The sequence below is a fragment of the Nocardioides lianchengensis genome (assembly GCF_900101465.1).
Lineage (GTDB): Bacteria > Actinomycetota > Actinomycetes > Propionibacteriales > Nocardioidaceae > Nocardioides > Nocardioides lianchengensis.
In genome coordinates, this window is record NZ_FMZM01000001.1 from 554,633 (window position 1) to 569,628 (window position 14,996).

At 68.2% G+C, this 14,996-nt stretch carries 18 protein-coding genes; 12 read left to right on the top strand and 6 right to left on the bottom strand.

What is annotated here, in order from left to right:
* Nucleotides 1-76: 76 nt before the first annotated feature.
* From BLT76_RS02775 to BLT76_RS02785, 3 genes are all read left to right on the top strand, one after another.
* Nucleotides 77-4,240, top strand: coding sequence for an Ig-like domain-containing protein (locus BLT76_RS02775; protein ID WP_179714407.1), 4,164 nt, complete (start codon nucleotides 77-79; stop codon nucleotides 4,238-4,240).
* 118 nt (nucleotides 4,241-4,358) lie between these two features.
* Entirely contained in the window at nucleotides 4,359-5,894 is a 1,536-nt protein-coding gene (locus BLT76_RS02780) for a PP2C family protein-serine/threonine phosphatase (protein ID WP_170866909.1), read from the top strand.
* A 218-nt stretch (nucleotides 5,895-6,112) separates the two neighbouring features.
* Complete coding sequence (locus BLT76_RS02785; RefSeq protein ID WP_090850489.1) at nucleotides 6,113-6,532, top strand: hypothetical protein; 420 nt, start codon at nucleotides 6,113-6,115, stop codon at nucleotides 6,530-6,532.
* 78 nt (nucleotides 6,533-6,610) lie between these two features.
* Here the strand turns inward: BLT76_RS02785 and BLT76_RS25555 are convergent, their stop codons facing one another.
* From BLT76_RS25555 to BLT76_RS02800, 3 genes are all read right to left on the bottom strand, one after another.
* Nucleotides 6,611-6,802, bottom strand: coding sequence for a hypothetical protein (locus BLT76_RS25555; RefSeq protein WP_170866910.1), 192 nt, complete (start codon nucleotides 6,800-6,802; stop codon nucleotides 6,611-6,613).
* A gap of 53 nt (nucleotides 6,803-6,855) precedes the next feature.
* Nucleotides 6,856-7,608 carry a hypothetical protein gene (locus tag BLT76_RS25560; protein ID WP_170866911.1) on the bottom strand — a complete coding sequence of 251 codons (753 nt, stop codon included), beginning with the start codon at nucleotides 7,606-7,608 and terminating at the stop codon, nucleotides 6,856-6,858.
* Between the two features lie 399 nt (nucleotides 7,609-8,007).
* On the bottom strand, nucleotides 8,008-8,793 hold the full coding sequence (locus BLT76_RS02800; protein WP_170866912.1) for a hypothetical protein: 786 nt from the start codon (nucleotides 8,791-8,793) through the stop codon (nucleotides 8,008-8,010).
* A gap of 96 nt (nucleotides 8,794-8,889) precedes the next feature.
* On the opposite strand from BLT76_RS02800, the gene BLT76_RS25565 reads away from it, so the two are divergent.
* The 6 genes from BLT76_RS25565 (at nucleotide 8,890) to BLT76_RS02830 (ending at nucleotide 11,514) form a co-directional block, all read left to right on the top strand.
* Nucleotides 8,890-9,048, top strand: a complete 159-nt coding sequence (locus tag BLT76_RS25565) for a hypothetical protein (protein ID WP_170866913.1) — start codon at nucleotides 8,890-8,892, stop codon at nucleotides 9,046-9,048.
* Between the two features lie 2 nt (nucleotides 9,049-9,050).
* Complete coding sequence (locus tag BLT76_RS02810) at nucleotides 9,051-9,389, top strand: hypothetical protein (protein ID WP_090850500.1); 339 nt, start codon at nucleotides 9,051-9,053, stop codon at nucleotides 9,387-9,389.
* Between the two features lie 37 nt (nucleotides 9,390-9,426).
* Nucleotides 9,427-10,008, top strand: a complete 582-nt coding sequence (locus BLT76_RS02815; RefSeq protein WP_090850502.1) for a helix-turn-helix domain-containing protein — start codon at nucleotides 9,427-9,429, stop codon at nucleotides 10,006-10,008.
* Nucleotides 10,009-10,066: 58 nt separating this feature from the next.
* Nucleotides 10,067-10,537: a hypothetical protein gene (locus BLT76_RS02820; RefSeq protein WP_139175385.1), complete on the top strand. Its 471-nt coding sequence runs from the start codon at nucleotides 10,067-10,069 to the stop codon at nucleotides 10,535-10,537.
* 74 nt (nucleotides 10,538-10,611) lie between these two features.
* Nucleotides 10,612-11,031: a helix-turn-helix domain-containing protein gene (locus BLT76_RS02825; protein ID WP_090850506.1), complete on the top strand. Its 420-nt coding sequence runs from the start codon at nucleotides 10,612-10,614 to the stop codon at nucleotides 11,029-11,031.
* Nucleotides 11,032-11,034: 3 nt separating this feature from the next.
* Nucleotides 11,035-11,514 (top strand): hypothetical protein, encoded by a 480-nt coding sequence (locus BLT76_RS02830; protein WP_090850509.1) that lies wholly within the window; start codon nucleotides 11,035-11,037, stop codon nucleotides 11,512-11,514.
* 145 nt (nucleotides 11,515-11,659) lie between these two features.
* On the opposite strand, the gene BLT76_RS02835 is transcribed toward BLT76_RS02830, so the two are convergent.
* The 3 genes from BLT76_RS02835 to BLT76_RS25300 all read right to left on the bottom strand — a co-directional run bounded on the left by BLT76_RS02835 (nucleotide 11,660) and on the right by BLT76_RS25300 (nucleotide 13,407).
* Nucleotides 11,660-11,989, bottom strand: a complete 330-nt coding sequence (locus BLT76_RS02835) for a DUF2510 domain-containing protein (protein ID WP_090850859.1) — start codon at nucleotides 11,987-11,989, stop codon at nucleotides 11,660-11,662.
* Nucleotides 11,990-12,092: 103 nt separating this feature from the next.
* Nucleotides 12,093-12,839 carry a hypothetical protein gene (locus tag BLT76_RS02840; protein ID WP_090850511.1) on the bottom strand — a complete coding sequence of 249 codons (747 nt, stop codon included), beginning with the start codon at nucleotides 12,837-12,839 and terminating at the stop codon, nucleotides 12,093-12,095.
* Nucleotides 12,840-12,903: 64 nt separating this feature from the next.
* Entirely contained in the window at nucleotides 12,904-13,407 is a 504-nt protein-coding gene (locus BLT76_RS25300; protein ID WP_139175386.1) for a DUF4760 domain-containing protein, read from the bottom strand.
* Nucleotides 13,408-13,795: 388 nt separating this feature from the next.
* Here BLT76_RS25300 and BLT76_RS02850 point away from each other — a divergent pair, with 388 nt between their 5' ends.
* From BLT76_RS02850 to BLT76_RS02860, 3 genes are read left to right on the top strand one after another with little or no spacing between them, the layout of a single operon-like run.
* The gene (locus tag BLT76_RS02850; RefSeq protein WP_139175387.1) at nucleotides 13,796-14,056 is read left to right on the top strand and encodes a hypothetical protein; all 261 of its coding nucleotides are present in this window, start codon (nucleotides 13,796-13,798) and stop codon (nucleotides 14,054-14,056) included.
* A gap of 50 nt (nucleotides 14,057-14,106) precedes the next feature.
* Nucleotides 14,107-14,298 (top strand): hypothetical protein, encoded by a 192-nt coding sequence (locus BLT76_RS02855; protein ID WP_090850517.1) that lies wholly within the window; start codon nucleotides 14,107-14,109, stop codon nucleotides 14,296-14,298.
* A gap of 46 nt (nucleotides 14,299-14,344) precedes the next feature.
* A complete protein-coding gene (locus BLT76_RS02860; protein ID WP_139175388.1) occupies nucleotides 14,345-14,986 on the top strand; it encodes a hypothetical protein in 642 nt (213 codons plus the stop codon).
* Nucleotides 14,987-14,996: the final 10 nt, after the last annotated feature.

A 14,996-nucleotide genomic window follows, 5' to 3' on the forward strand; every position in this document is an offset into this window, starting at 1 on the left:
CCAGCAGGTTGATCAGTCCTCCTTAGCGTCTGTCCGATGGCCGAATTCCGGTCGTCGGAACAGAACAGGAGAAGTCGTGAGGGTTCCTACCTCCACGCGCTGGCGCACGCTGGCACTGGCTCCGCTCTTGGCGGCACTGGTGCTTCCCGGGACAGCATCGACCCACGCAGCAGCTGCAGCACCGATCCAGGCGGCGGCCCCGGCCGCGGCCGACGAGCTCGTCCTCCCCGACCCGATGGACCGCGGCGACCTCACGCCGAAGACGATCCAGGAGGTCAAGCTGGGCACCGCCGCCCTGCAGGAGCCCAACTCCAACGGAGATGCCCCGGTCACCGGCACCGTCTCCGCGCCCGAGAACCTCGAGATCCGCGGCGCGCTCTACTACCCCGACTTCACCCAGCGCACTACGCCCTCCCCGTTGATCGTGCTCGTGCACGGCAACCACGGCTCGTGCGACGGCAACACCATTCCGGCGACCGCCGGCTGCACCGTCTTCAAGCGCAACGAGGCCGGCTACGCCTACCTCGGTGAGAACCTCGCGACGTGGGGCTACACCGTCTTCTCGGTGTCCCAGGACCAGCTGATGCAGCGACAGGACAACCCGAAGGGCAAGGGCATGCACCAGCGCCGCCTGCTCATCGCGGCGGCCCTCGACGCGCTCAGCGCGGCCAACGCCGGCACCCTGGCCGACGGCCCGAGCGTCACCCCGGGGATCAGCGCCACCCTCGGCGGCCACCTCGACATGACCCGGATCGGCCTGATGGGCCACTCCCGCGGCGGCGACGCGGTCACCAGCTTCATGGACTACAACCGGATCCGCACCGACGGACCCCGCTACCCCCTGCGCGGCGTCATCTCGCTGGCGCCGGTGGACTACGAGCGGAAGGCGCCGTACGGCACGCCGTACATGTCGATCCTGCCGTTCTGTGACGGTGACGTCTCGAACCTGCAGGGTGCGCGCTTCTACGAGCGCAGCCAGTACATCGACGGCACCGACCCGTTCCCGCGCATCCAGTCCTCGCAGCTGGGCGCGATCCACAACTGGTACAACACCGTCTGGTACGCCGACGGCGGCGCGGACGGTCAGGGCAACAACGACGCGGCCTGCGGCAACTCGGCGCCGTTCGCCACGAACAACGTGCACCCGAACAACATCCGCCTCAGCGGCGCGGCCGACCCGACGAACCCGGCGCTGAACTACGCGATCGACAACTCCGACACCTACAACCCGCTGGTCAACACCAAGATCTCCGGTGACCCGGCGCGGATGGGCGACCAGGAGAAGATCGGCCTCGCGACGATGGCCGCCTTCTTCCGCCGCTACGTCGGTGGCGAGGGTGCCTTCGAGCCCTACATGACCGGTGAGCTCTCCGACACCGAGTCGCACCTGCAGATCCCGGCCTCGGCCTGCCCGACCAGCACCTCGGGCACCCGGATCGGCTGCGAGGAGTACGTCTCCACCAGCTACTTCCCGGCCGCGGACCAGCGGGTCGACCTGATCCGTCCGGAGGTCCAGAACCCGCTCGGGCTGAACGCCCTCGGCGGCACCCTCAGCGGCTCCGGCTTCGCCAACCCGTACGTCGCCGGCGGCGGCGTGACCCCGCTGCCGAAGAAGACCACGGGCGGCTACGACTGGTGCAACCCGGAGCCGGACGACTTCGCCCCGGCCCAGCTCGGCAAGGGCACCCTGCCCACCGCCGCCAAGGCCTGCCCGCTCCCGGCGGCCAACGCTCTCGGTGGCCAGAGCAACGGCATGCGCGAGAACGCGCCGGTCAACCACTCCTACGGTCGCCAGCTGGCGCTCGCCTGGGAGACCGGCACGACCGCCGAGCTCACCGCCGACATCCCGGCGGCCTCGCAGGACCTGAGCGGCCTGAAGGCGCTGACCATGGGCGCGGACGTCAACTTCTTCGACACCCGCAACCCCGGCGCCGACAACCGCGGGGACAACACGCGCGTCACGACCGGCGAGGGCTGCACCACCGCCCTCCCGTGCTGGACGAACGAGAAGCCCACGTCGTACGACCCGACGTCGACGACGCAGGACTTCCTCATCGTCCTGAAGGACACCGCCGGCAAGGAGGCGACCGTCCACGCGGGCGACGAGCGCTGGGGCAACGCCCTGCACATGTCCACCGGCACCAACACGCCGAACACGCACATCGTGCTCGACCAGATCCGCGTCCCGCTGAGCGAGTTCGCCGCCCAGGGCGTCGACCTCACCAAGCTGGACTCGGTGCAGCTGCGCTTCGGCGCCGAGGGCACCCCGGCCTCGGGCTCGATCCAGGTCGCGGACGTCCGCTTCCAGGAGGGCGTCGACGCGCCGCTCGTCCTGTCCGACGGCACGGCCATCGACCAGGGTGCCGGCTCCGGCGCCCCGGCCACGGGTCCCGACCCGGCGGCCGTGATGGCGGCGTACGACAACACCGCCGGCAACGTGAAGCTGAAGGACAACGTCGCCGACGAGTTCTCGAACACCTCCTGGGTGGTCGACGACGACAAGGCGCAGTGCCCGACGGCGAACTTCACCTCGATCCAGCAGGCGGTCGACTTCGCGTCCCCGTGGGACACGATCGTGGTCTGCGAGGGTGTCTACGAGGAGTCCTCGACGCCGATCTCGGGCCCGGGCAACCCGGTCTCGACGTCGTCGACCAACGGCCTGACGATCACCAAGCCCCTAAAGATCAAGGGCGCGGGGGCCGACAAGGTCACCATCAAGCCGGACCAGTCGCTGGAGACGCTGGCGGGCCTCAAGCCCTACCTGCGCGACGGCGGCGGCAACGTCATCACCGTGTCGCGGCAGTCGCTCGGCTCGACCGACACCAACGAGATGTTCGTGGACATCTCGGGCGTGACGGTCACCGCCGGTGACACCTTCGCCGAGGCGGGCATCGCCTTCTTCGGTGCGGCCGGCCGGGTCTCGCAGAGCGTGGTCGGCCCGATGAAGGTCGCGACCACGGCCGACGAGCTGGCGGCGAACCCGCACGGCTGGGGCATCGTGAAGACCGGCGTCATCCAGGGTGCCGGCACCGGCACGGTCGAGTCCGAGGTCACCGTCGCCGACAGCGTCGTCACCGGCTACCAGAGCGGCGGCATCCTGATCGACGGCGCCAAGGGCGTCGACGGCGGTCCGAACAACATCGTCCGGACCGGCATCGAGAACCACGGCTACGTGACCGGCACGGTCGTCAAGGGCAAGGCGTCCAGCCTCTTCCCGCAGACCGGCATCAAGTACACGAGCGGCGCCGACGGCTTCGTGCGGACCAGCCGGATCACCGGCAACTACTTCCGCCCGGACCCGTCCAAGTCGTACGGCATCCTGCTGACCGACGCCCGCACGGAGACGGCGGGGGCCCTCACCGGCTCCGGCAACGTCGTGACCGGCAACGGCTTCGCGGTCTACAACGCCAACGCCGACAACACCGCGGTGCGCACCGGTGGTGCGTTCACCATCTCGGCCAGCTACTTCGGCCCGGCCGCGCCGGTCGCCGGCGGGCCGGCCGACCCGGACACCGGGGCGGAGGCGATCTCGGGCTCGAGCTCGGTGGTCACCACCGGCCGGGTGTCCACGGCCCCGGGCACGGTCCCGACGTCGTACGGCGTGGTCGCGGACGCGGCCCCGACGGCGACGCTCGTCGACCCGCTCGGTGGCGCGGAGGTGGACCTGGGCGAGATCGTGGCCCCGCTGGTCCGGGCCTCCGACGACTTCGCGGTGGCCTCGGCCACGCTGCTGGTCGACGGGGAGCCGGTCGCGACGTCCGACAAGGCGCCGTACCTCTTCAGCTGGACGGCGACGAAGGCCTACGCCGGCAAGGACGTCACGCTCACGACGGTCGTCACCGACTCGTCGGGCAACGAGACGACCTCGGCGCCGCTGACCTTCTCGGTCTCGGACGAGCCGGTCGTCGAGCCGCCGACCCCGCCGACGCCGCCGACCACGCCGGTCAAGCCGACGGTCAAGGTCACCGCGGTGAAGCGTGAGCCGAACAAGGGCACCGTGGTGCTGACCGTCCAGGTCAACACCGCCGGCACGGTGCGCCTGGCCGGTGGCCGGGTCGTCTCGACCAGCGCGACGGCGACCAAGGCGGGCACGGTCAAGATCCGCGTGGCCGCCAAGGGCAAGTTCCGCAAGATCCTGGTCCGCAAGGGGCGCATCACGGCCCCGGTCCGGATCACCGTCACCGCGAAGGGCGGCACCGCCGTCACGAAGCGGACGGTGACGCTCCGCAAGAAGCGGTAAGCGCCGCACGAGGCACGACGGAAGGGTCCCCGGCAGTTCTGCCGGGGACCCTTCCCGTCTCCCGTCCCGATGGTTGAATGTGCCGACCGGCGTGGGTCGGGGGAGGGCGGGTGTCCGCGTGGCAGGTCGACGGACGTACTCCGCGCGATCCGTCGTCCGTCTCGTCACCGCCCTCGTCGTGCTCCTCAGCACCGTCGTCGGCGTCCTCCTGGTCGTGACCCTGGTCCAGGTCTCGCGGGCCCAGGCCGAGCTCGAGGAGGAGCTGAACCCGGCCCGGGTGGCGCTCGCGAAGGTGCTGGCCGGGTACGTCGACCAGGAGACCGCCCAGCGCGGCTACATCCTCACCGGCGACGACGACTTCCTCGCCCCCTACCTCGACGCGCCCAAGGAGATCGCCCGCAGCCTGAAGCTGCTGCGCGAGCAGGTCGCCGACGACGCCGAGCTGGAGGCTGCGGTCGAGGCGATGGTGACCGCCCACGCCGCGTGGCAGCGGACCGCCGCCGAGCCGGAGCTCGCGGCGGCGATGGCCGGCGACCGGCGCGAGGCGGCCCGGCTGGTCGCCAGCGGGAACGGCAAGGACCTCTTCGACCGGGTCCGGCAGCAGCAGGCGACGGCCGACGCCGAGGTCGCGGTCGCCCAGGAGGAGGCGACCCGGCGCGCCGACCGGCTGCTCGACCGGCTGAGCGTGCTGCTCGTCGTCACCGTGCTGTCCCTGCTGGCCACGACGCTGCTGGGCGCGGTCGGGTTCTCCCGCGCGGTGCTGGGCCCGCTGGCCGAGCTCGGTCGGCGCAGCCGCGAGGTCGCGCGGGGCGGCCTGGACCGCGCGGTCACGACCGCGGGCCCGCGCGAGGTGGCCACCCTGGCCGCCGACGTCGACACCATGCGGGTCCACCTGCTCGACGAGATCGACGAGACCCGCCGCGCCGGTGAGGCGCTGGCGCTGGCGGAGCCGGCGGTCGGCGCGCTGCAGCGCGCGCTCGACGCCCCTGCCGGCGCCCGGCCCGGTCTCGACGTGTCGGGCCGCATCGACTCCGCCGAGGGCGTGCTGGCCGGTGACTTCCTCGACCTGGTCGACCTCGACGGCGGCCGGCTGGCGGTCGTCCTGGGCGACGTCTCCGGGCACGGCCCGGAGGCGGCCGTGGTCGGGCTGGTCCTGAAGGCGGCGCTGCACGGTGTCATCGGCCGGGTCCCGCCCGAGGAGCTGCTGCCCGCGGTCCGCGGGACCCTCGCCGACCGCTTCGAGTCCTTCGCGACCATCGCCGCCGTCATCGTCGACCCGCGCGCCGGCACCCTGTCGTGGGTCAACGCCGGGCATCCCCCTCCGCTGCTGGTCCCGTCGGTCGGGCTGACCCGCCCCCTCGACCCCACCGGCCCGCTGCTGAGCCCGGTCCTCGACGAGGCCACCTGGACGGTCGGCACGGTCCAGTTCTTCCCCGGCGACGCCCTGGTCCTGTTCTCCGACGGCGCGGTCGAGGCCCGCGACGCCCGGGGGCAGGAGCTCGGCACCCGCGGCGTCGATCGCGCGGTCCGGGCCGCGGCCGGCCAGCCCGCGGAGGTCGTCGTACGGCAGGTGCGGGCGGCGGTGCGCGACCACGCCCCGACCGTCCGCGACGACGTCACCGTGCTCGTCGTACGACGGGTCACCTCCAGCTGATCGACCGCGGTGTCGGTGCCGGCCGCGCTGGGTAGGTTCGGCCCGTGCCACGCGGACGGATCAGGCTCGGGACCGGTGCGGTCGCTCTCGTCGGTGCGACGGTCCTCGGCCTCGCTGGATGCGGAGCCGACGACTCGAGCGGACCCCGCGATCCCGAGACGCCGGCGTCGGCTGAGAGCCCGACCGACGCCGCTACGGAGGTGGGGCCCCCGTGCGACGTGGTCACCGCTGAGGACCTGGCGACCTGGACCGGCGTCCCCCGCCGGGTCGCCGGCCCGGACGAGACCTCCGGCGAGGTCGAGTGCCGGACGATCGGCGACCCGGACGACGGGCACCTCGTCCGCTGGACCTTCGAGCCGTCCAGCGGCGACCACGAGGAGGACGTCGCCGGCGCGACGACCAGTGCCGCCGAGCGGCAGGACGTCGAGGTCCCCGGTGGCGGGCCGGCCGTGGTGCTCACCGACGAGTCGCTGAAGGCGGTCACCGTCCTGTCCTGGACCGCGTCGGACGAGCTGCTCAGCGTGGAGGTCCTCGACTCCGGGACCGGAGCCCAGGACCTCACGACCGACCACCTGGCCGAGGTCGCCACCCGGATCACGGCGGCCTACGCCGCATCCGGTTCCGACGCAGGCCGCTAGCCCGCCCGGTCAGGACGTTCTTTACGTTCTCCACAGATTGACCGCGTACCCCCTGGGGTAGACCGCTGTCACCTACCTTCATGGCAGGACTCCGTTCTCGGTTGTCAAGGAGCCGTCATGGCGATGACCCACGCCACCTCGCACGCCCACGGAGTGGTGGTCGACCAGCTCGACCAGCACGTCCGGGAGCTGGTGCGCCGCGAGGGCGTCGACCCCCAGCGCGATGCCGCCGTCGTACGACGCATCGCCGAGACGGTCGTGCGCGACCACGACGAGCGCAGCCTGCGGTCATCCAGGAGAACCTTCCTCCTCGATGACCCATCTCAGAAGAGCCGATCGAGTAGCGCGTTCAGAGCGAATCCGAGGACGAGTGCGACAGGGCCGACTGTGAAGGTGACCTTCCAGTCACGTCGGTTGTCTGCGCGTCTGAGGTCGACCTCGCGCCGGGATACCCGTTCCACCTTGTGCGAGTGCAACAACCAATTGCCCCACCCGCCCATCGGAGGCTGGGGTCGCTCGCGCCAAAGGGTCCGAGCCGCCAGCACGATCAGACCTGACCCCGCGACGGCCAGCCCCAAGTGGGGCGGGTCGATCGTCAAGTACCAGACCCAGGCTCCAACCATTACGGCAGCTGCCAAGACCGGCCACAGGCTCAGCAGATGCCGGAACCAGCGGGACTGCAACGTCCTTCGGGGCGGGCAGGCGTTCAGAAGCTCAGCCACGCGGCGCGCCGCTTCCTGGCCGGTGTCTCCCGAGAAGTTGATGCGGCACAGCGTGAGCTGCACGAGTATCGAGGGCGTTCCCATCATGGTCGTCGGGGACTCGTACTGAATCTCGAGCCGAGACAGGTCGAGGGGACTCGCATCGTCGAGATCGGCTGGCTCGATGACGCGGAACCTAGACCCGTCAGAGCCGTCGACACCAGCAGTGAGCCGAAGCGATGGGTCAACCTGCAAACAGACTGCATAGATCTCGCGAACGGTGTCCAGGTCAACGACCGCGGGAGTCGTCACAATCGAGAAGACGTCTGCGTCGAGGATGACCCCGCGCCGACGGAACGGCGTCGCTTCTAGCACCGGGGCACGCTAGCGGAATGAAGCCGACTCGGCCTGCAGCCTGTGATCCACGTGCTCGGCCACCGAGGCGGTCTTCGCCTCAGGCGGCAACACCAGCACGCCAGAGCGGCGAAGCGCCCCGCTCTCCAACTGGAAGGCGGGGCGCTTTCGGCGTTTCTGGAAACCAGACCAACTACTTGGCCTTCTTGGCGCGCCGGCGACGGCGCTGTACGGCGGGAGCCTCCTCGCGGACGGCCTTGGCGGCGTCAGCCCAGATGTCTCGGACAGCAGCGGGCGAGGCCAAGTCCTTGACCTCCCGAACTCGCGGGTTCCTGAGTGCGATCTTGGTCATCGTGCTACCTCCGTCGTCCTGAATCGCCATGTTAGCCAGATGCTTGCACCGACCGCCGACACTCCACGTCACTTCGTGTCGGCGATGGCGAACGCGATCGCGAGGAGGTCGGCCACCACGCAGACGATCTGCATGTCGGTGTCGACTAGATCAAGCGCGTTGGGTGCATCCACGGTGACCATGCCGTAACCGGTGGAACCGGAGTTGATCGCAGCTGAGATGTAGGTCTCGTACCCGTTGCCCGTGCCCTTGTAGGCGTCCGACGACGCCTGGCTGATGTCCGGCTCGAAGTGGCTCTTCCCTTCCTCGACCATCTCGCAGGCCAGCCGACCGCGCTCTGTGGTCTTGACGAAGGGGTTCGGCGTGTTTCCTCGCCCGTGGTAGGCGAGCTTGGACATGCCTGCGCTGTCCAACTGGTAGACCACTGCTCGCACGCGATCCACGTCTTTCAGCAGGAGCGTCAGGGCGCTGACCGCCTGCTGGGCGACCGCTTCAAGCGCACGTTCACGCTCCTTGGGCGTCTTGCTCGGAAGGTCCGCGATCAGCTCGGCCATCGGCTGCAGCGCGTCCTTCATGGCGATCCGGAGCCGCTGTGCTTCCAGTGCAGCCGTGTCGAAGGCAGCGCGGGTGCCGACCTCGCGCAGAACCTGGATTAGACCGCCGAGAAGAGCAACGAGAGCGCCGACGATGACCCAGGCCCAGTCTGATCTGCTGTTTAGGTCCTGGCCGACAGTGACGAGCAACGTGCCAACGACGGCAAGCACGACCGTCGCCGTGGGCGCCAGCCATCTCGAGTCGGCGATCCGTACGACGACTGCGCTCCAGACGCCGGGACTAGGTGAGGCGTTTGACACGCGCCGCACCCTAGCGCTCTGTTCGCCCGTATCGGGGCGCCCTCGTCGTACCCGACTCCGGAGATGATCGAATGTTTGTTCGGCTATGCTGTTGTGGTGATCATGCGTGCGACGGCCAGGCCCATCGACGACCCGAACGAGCCTGGCACGGTCTACGACATCGAACGTCCCGACTACGACGCTTGCATGGCGGTCGTCCGGACCGAAGTCCCCACCGGCCACCGACTCCTCAGCATCCAGGTCGACCGGGACTGATCATGCCTCGGCATCACCTGAACCAGGACCGCATCACCGTGGCGCGCCTCGACGGCACTGCCACCCGTCACGTGCACGCGAAGTCCCCGGTCGATGTCGCCGTGGCCGAGCTGGTCGAGATCGCCACCGACCGGGTCAAGGGACGTGCGCCGGTCCTGCGCGTCGACCTGCTCTCGGAGACCGCCGGCGCGATGCTCGGCGCCTGGCAGGCCGACCCGGTCAAGGCCTGGGCTGGTGAGGCGGCCTCGCGACTTCTCGTCGCTGCGGGCGGTACAGATGAAGAGGTCGGCAGAGCAGCAGCGGCTGAGGTCGTCCGACGGATGAGCAGGTCTCAGCACTAGCCCGTGTGGTCGTCGCCAACCTGGGCATGATCGCGCCGTGAGCGACGACTCTGACTGGCTGACGTGGCCGCAGGCGGCCGAGCTCGTCGGCTGTCCGGTCACGACGATCGAGACCTACGTCCGCGGCGGTCGCCTCGTCCGCCGGTCCGGTCAGGGGCGCCACGACGGCAGTCTGCAGCGCAAGTCCGTCGAGGAGTTCGCCGTCTGGTGGCGCGAGAAGACGGAGGGGCTGGAGCGGCGCCGCCAGGGGCGCGAAAAGCGCCGGATCCGTCCACCTGAATCCGAGGGGTGGATCCAAGCGACCGAGGCGGCCGAGAGGCTTGGGTGCGCGCACTCGGATCACGTCGTCTACCTGGCACGCCAGGGACGGTTTGAGGCGCGCAAGGTCGGCGTTCGCTGGTGGGTCCGCGAGAACGAAGTCCAGGCTTACGCGGCCGAGCGGGACCAGTGGGTGTCCTGGCTGAAGGCCGCCGAGATCGTCGGCTGCTCGCACGAGACCATCAGGCGGGCCGTCGCGGCCGGCAAGATCGAGAGGCGCGACGTGCACCGCACGCGGGCGTCGCTGTCATTGGAGTCGGTTCTTGGGTTCAAGGGCCAGTTCGGCTCCCGGCGTAAGTAGGTGGTCGTTGTGCGCCGAACTCCGGGAACTGGCGGTCCGGGGTCCTATGCTCGCCGTCATGCCATCAGGGCGGGTACGCATCGCGCAGCCGCCCGGGTCTAGGTCCTGCGGTGGGGGTGGATCCTCCGAGTGGATCTACGCTCGGGGGGATAGTGGTGCTGCACCGTTCATCAATGACCTGGAGTTCTTGAAGGGGCGGTTCCCCTCCGATCAGTCGCGGGCGGTCTTCCTGGAGACGATGCGGGAGAGGATGCGTCTTGCTGCCGGCGCCGCTCTGCCCTGGGACCTCGTGGTCCTGATGCAAGTGGCCCCGGACGTCCTCGAACTGAAGTTGCCGGACTGGCACTACTCAGGCGGCATGATGCACACCAGGCTCTACTTCACAGAGCCGCACGACCTTCCGGGCCACCTTGTCGCGCTCAGGCTCAGGACGAAGCGTCCGGGGCCGATAGGGCTTGAAGAGCAGGACGTCGCGGCGCGCGAGGCTAGCGATCTACTGCTCGAATTTCGAGAAAGAAGCTTCGCCTAAGGATGCGCCGGGTACCTTGTGCGTCATGACGTTGGAGTCATACCCTGCGGGTGTGAGTGACAAGAGGGAGTGACATGAATCTCGACGAACTCCTTGGGATTGAGCAGACCGACTCGAACACGCGGCGCGCTCGCGCGCTGGTCGAGGCCGATCGTCGGTTGCTTGACGAGCTGGTTGAGCGCCGCAAAGAACTTGGGCTGACTCAGACCGAGGTCGCCCGCCGCATGGACATCTCGCAGAGTGCCGTCGCGCGCATTGAGTCCGGCGCCCGCGACCTGCATCAGTCGACAGTCCGTCGCTACGCGATGGCGGTCGACGCGATGCTTGAGCATCGCGTGATCGCAGATGACCCCGCGCGCGAGCGGTCCGCGCGAATCATCGGCGAGCTAAACGATCAGATGCAGAAGTCGCTGCACGGTCGGTGGGACGACGTCGTCGTCGGCCGCTCGGTTGGCGGCTCATGGTCAGCCACGAAGCGGCCGGCGCGAACCTAGTTCATGGCGGATCACTTCACTGAGGCGTCTTGGTATCCCGAGTTCAAGCCGGGATGGCCGGACATCCTTCCGCTTGGCCTGATCGTTGGTCGTCTTCAGATCCAGCAGCGCGATGCAGCCCCGGATGTTGACCCGTCCGAGGATGAGACCGAGCTTGACTGGGTCATGCATGCAGCGATCACGAGTGAGTCCCCACGACTGGCATTCCTGGGTGAACTCACCCTCCGAAACGCGCTCGCCTTCGCGGGGATCGTCGTCATACTGCCGATCGTCCTCCGTGAGGAGCCTGAGACGGTTGACGACGAGTACACGGACGACCTGCTGAGGCAGTATGGGGAGTGGGCTTCCTCGTTCATGTACGACTACGCGGCGAGCAACCTCCGTGCGGGTCTGGCAGGCAACGGCTTGATCGTCGAGGTTCCCTTCGGCACTCCGCAGGTATCGCTGCACACGTCTGACGTAGACGACGACGTGACGGACTGAAGTACTTCGGCAGCGGGAAGTTCTTGTTCGTAGGTTCGCCGGCAGGTAGCTGCAGGTTCGCCCGCGCCTGACCCAGCCGCACTTCTTGTCGGCTCTGACTCTTTGTGCTCACCAGGCATCGGGGTCCACGGTCGTCAGAGACCCACTAGTAGCCGTAGGGATCAGCCAAGACCTGCTGATACCAGACCGACCCCGAGATCAGCGCGATCACGATGCACCCGAGACCTGGGCCCACCCGATCCTTCGCGATCAACACGATCCCGATTATGCCCCCGATGATCGGGATAAGGATGCTCGTCACGATCCCAGCGGCGATTAGCCCGCTGCGGTCCGCCTCGGTGGTGGCCACTGGCGGTTGGTTCGTCGCTGGAGCGATGTGATCCGTCCAACGCTTGCCGTCCCAGTAGCGCTGCGTGTCGACCATCGAGGGGTGGGGATACCACCCCGCCGGAGGCCCTGAAGTGGTGTCGGCCATGCGGGGGAGTCTGCTCGTGGACTCGTCTCGCGTCATGGGTTTCCAGAAACTTGGCTGCGTCCAGTTGTTGGAGACTGGCCCGCCCAGGGGCCGATGTCGCCGATCAGCGCGAACGGAGTGAGTCGCGGAAGGTCATGCGCGTCGTGCTGTTCGTGCCCAGGACTGTTTGCTCCATCGGGAAGGCCAAGCCCTTGGCGTCGGCGCCAATCGCGCCCTGAATCCACGAGCGGCAATGAAGGTGCCACCACACCTTAAAAGCCGACGTGATGTAGATGTCCAACCTAGCCATGCTCGCGTTGAAGTCGTCCTGGTCGGACGCGCCCAGGGCAGCTAGCAGTTCACTATCGCCAAGGACCAAGTCGCACTCGAGCTCTTCCCACTGCTCCTGAGCAGACGGTTCGCGCTGTGGTTTTCCAGCCAGCTGGTCGAGCCGCGAGAAGCGTCCTGCTCGCCCCCACCGGTCGCAGGCGCGTGGGATGGCCGCGACCTCTTCACTGCCATCAACTTGGGCACGCAGTCCCTGCAAGAACCCCGGCGCTGCAGTCCGCACTTCGCCCCTCACGTAGGCCTCCCGAACCTCTGAGTCCAGTGTCAGGATCGCGTGGCGGTAGCGCTTCGCGCCGAAGTTGTTCGGCCAGGGCTCACCCTCGTCCAACGCAACGAGACCCCGGGCGAGCTTCAGCATCTTCTCCGCTGCGATGGACCAGAGCGTAAGGACTGCTGCGTGACGCTCTGGCGCTCGACGCTGGGTGCCAAGCACGTGAAGGCCGGACGCTGCGAGGTACGCTGCTTCGTCAGCCTCTTGCAGCAGAACCATCGACTGGGCGACGGTCAGTCCCTTGAACGGCACATCCGAGACGTTACGGCCAGTGCCCGGCCGACGTCGCCGTTTCTCGACCACATCAGGTGGGGGATCAGCCCAGGCGCCACCGTCGTTGCCGTCGACGTGCGTCCAGCGGTGGGGCCTCGTCCACGAGCCGAACCAGGTTCTCGAAGTAGGCCTGCCATCGACTCGGGTCGCTCGATCCAGACCGTGCCTGTCGCTCAGCTTCCACGAGGGGCTGCATCTGCTTCCACACGCTCTGCGCAGCGGATCCTAGGTATCCAGACACGGGAGCGACGTCGATATGGCCGTGGGTAACCAGGACACCGAGGTTGTCGTAGTACCAGGCGAGGTCTCGGACGAGACCACGTTCGTGCTCGGGGAGCCCGGCGAGACCCTGCCCTATGTCGTGACCGTGCAACTTCTCGAACACGAACGTTCGTGCTTCGGCCAGGCGAGGAGACCGGTGCTCAGCGAAGAGTTCGACGAGCACCGGCAGGTCGTTCGCCTGTCTCGCGGTGCGTAGCTGAAGGACAGTTGCGCCCGCGGCGAACACGAAGGCTGCGATGGAGATGATGAGTGAGGCCAGCGCCATGAACCGACCCTCTCGCAGCGACGGGCTCTGCACGTGTGCTTTCGATCAGGTCGTCCGTGCGGCGGCTTCATACGCGCAGGACTATGCGTGAACTATTTGATGCCCTCCGCACCCTCGCCGACGCTGTTGAGCACCTTAACCTCCCGAGACCTGCCCAGCGGCCCGAGGTGGGGTCGCCTGACCCGGCCGCACGCCGTCTGCTGGGCTACAAGGCAGCTGCCGCCTACCTAGGCGTCGGTACAGCTCGGATCAACGAGTGGGCCAATCAGAGCGAGATCTGCCGGATCCGGGTCGGCGAGGCTACGCTCGCGAACTTCCGGGACCTGCCAGCCCGAGTATCAGTGATTTCTTGGAGCCGCTCACGCCGGACGGCTTGCACTGCCTCCGCATGGCGGACCGGTTCCTGAGCAACAACGCGACCGAGGTCGTCATCGAGCCCGGCGACCAGAATCGACTCATCAAGAAGATCCGCGAAGCGATCGATGAGGTCTCTTCTAGTCCGGCCCTCGACACGAAGACTCGATGGGATCTGATTCGTCGTCTGCGTGCGGTGGAGGACGCTGTTCTCTCGGTGCGCCTGCGGGGGTCAGACGAGGTGGAGGCCGCGACGGACTCACTCGTCTCCATGATCCTGCGAGGGCTGACCTAGGCATCGACCGGCTCACAAGTCGACCGACCGGAAAGGTCGTTGGCGCGCTGGTGCTAACTATCGGGGTCGGACTCGGCATCGACAGTGAGTACCTCAGCCTGCCGGGCTTTAAGGAGATCCCGGCCATCGAGGCGCCCGCTACTCCGGACCCGGAACCGGACGTTGAAGTCAACGTCACAGTTCACGACGACCGGGATGCCGCCGTGGTAGATGGTGAGATCGTCGAGGACGATCCCCACTGAGTAGACCCCGAGCCATGGGATTCTGCAACGTGATTCACTGCCGCCCGTGAGCGACACGTCCCCGGTCCCGGTCGAGTCACCCCGGCACAGCCCACCCATCACCCGCTCCGCTCGTGGGGCCTGCGCGCTGGTCGGGATGGGTGGCTTTGCGGCTGGGACGCTCGCCACCTTCAAGACCGACAACGAGATCGGCACGAGTGCGCTCCTCTTGATTGGCGGCATCTCCAGCCTGATCGCGCTCCTGGGCCGGGTGCCCCGCATCAAGGTCGGCGAGAACGAGATCGACCCGAGCGAGATCTACCAAGCCGGTTTTGCGACCGGGGTCGGCACGGCGGTCGACGCTGCTGCGGACGTCGCCGTTGACGCAGTCGCGAAGCACAAGAGTGCCGAGGAGGTCGGTCGAGCGGTGCGATCCGCTGGCCGCTTCTTCATGCCATTGTCGGCGGCGTTGCCGAATCCGCATCGCGAGTTCAATTGGCTCCTCAGACTCCCCAACGGGGAGAACGAACTTGCGGTCCGCTCGGCACGCCGCAACGTAGGGCCAGACAGCGAAGACGGATGGCACTACTTCACACTCCCCGACTTCGAACATGTCGCGTCGCAGGTGGGCGACTACGGCGACATCGTCTGGGAAGAGGACTTCAAGCGGCGGTGGAACGCCACGCACCCGGAAAGCCTCGTGGAGTAATAGTGCTCTG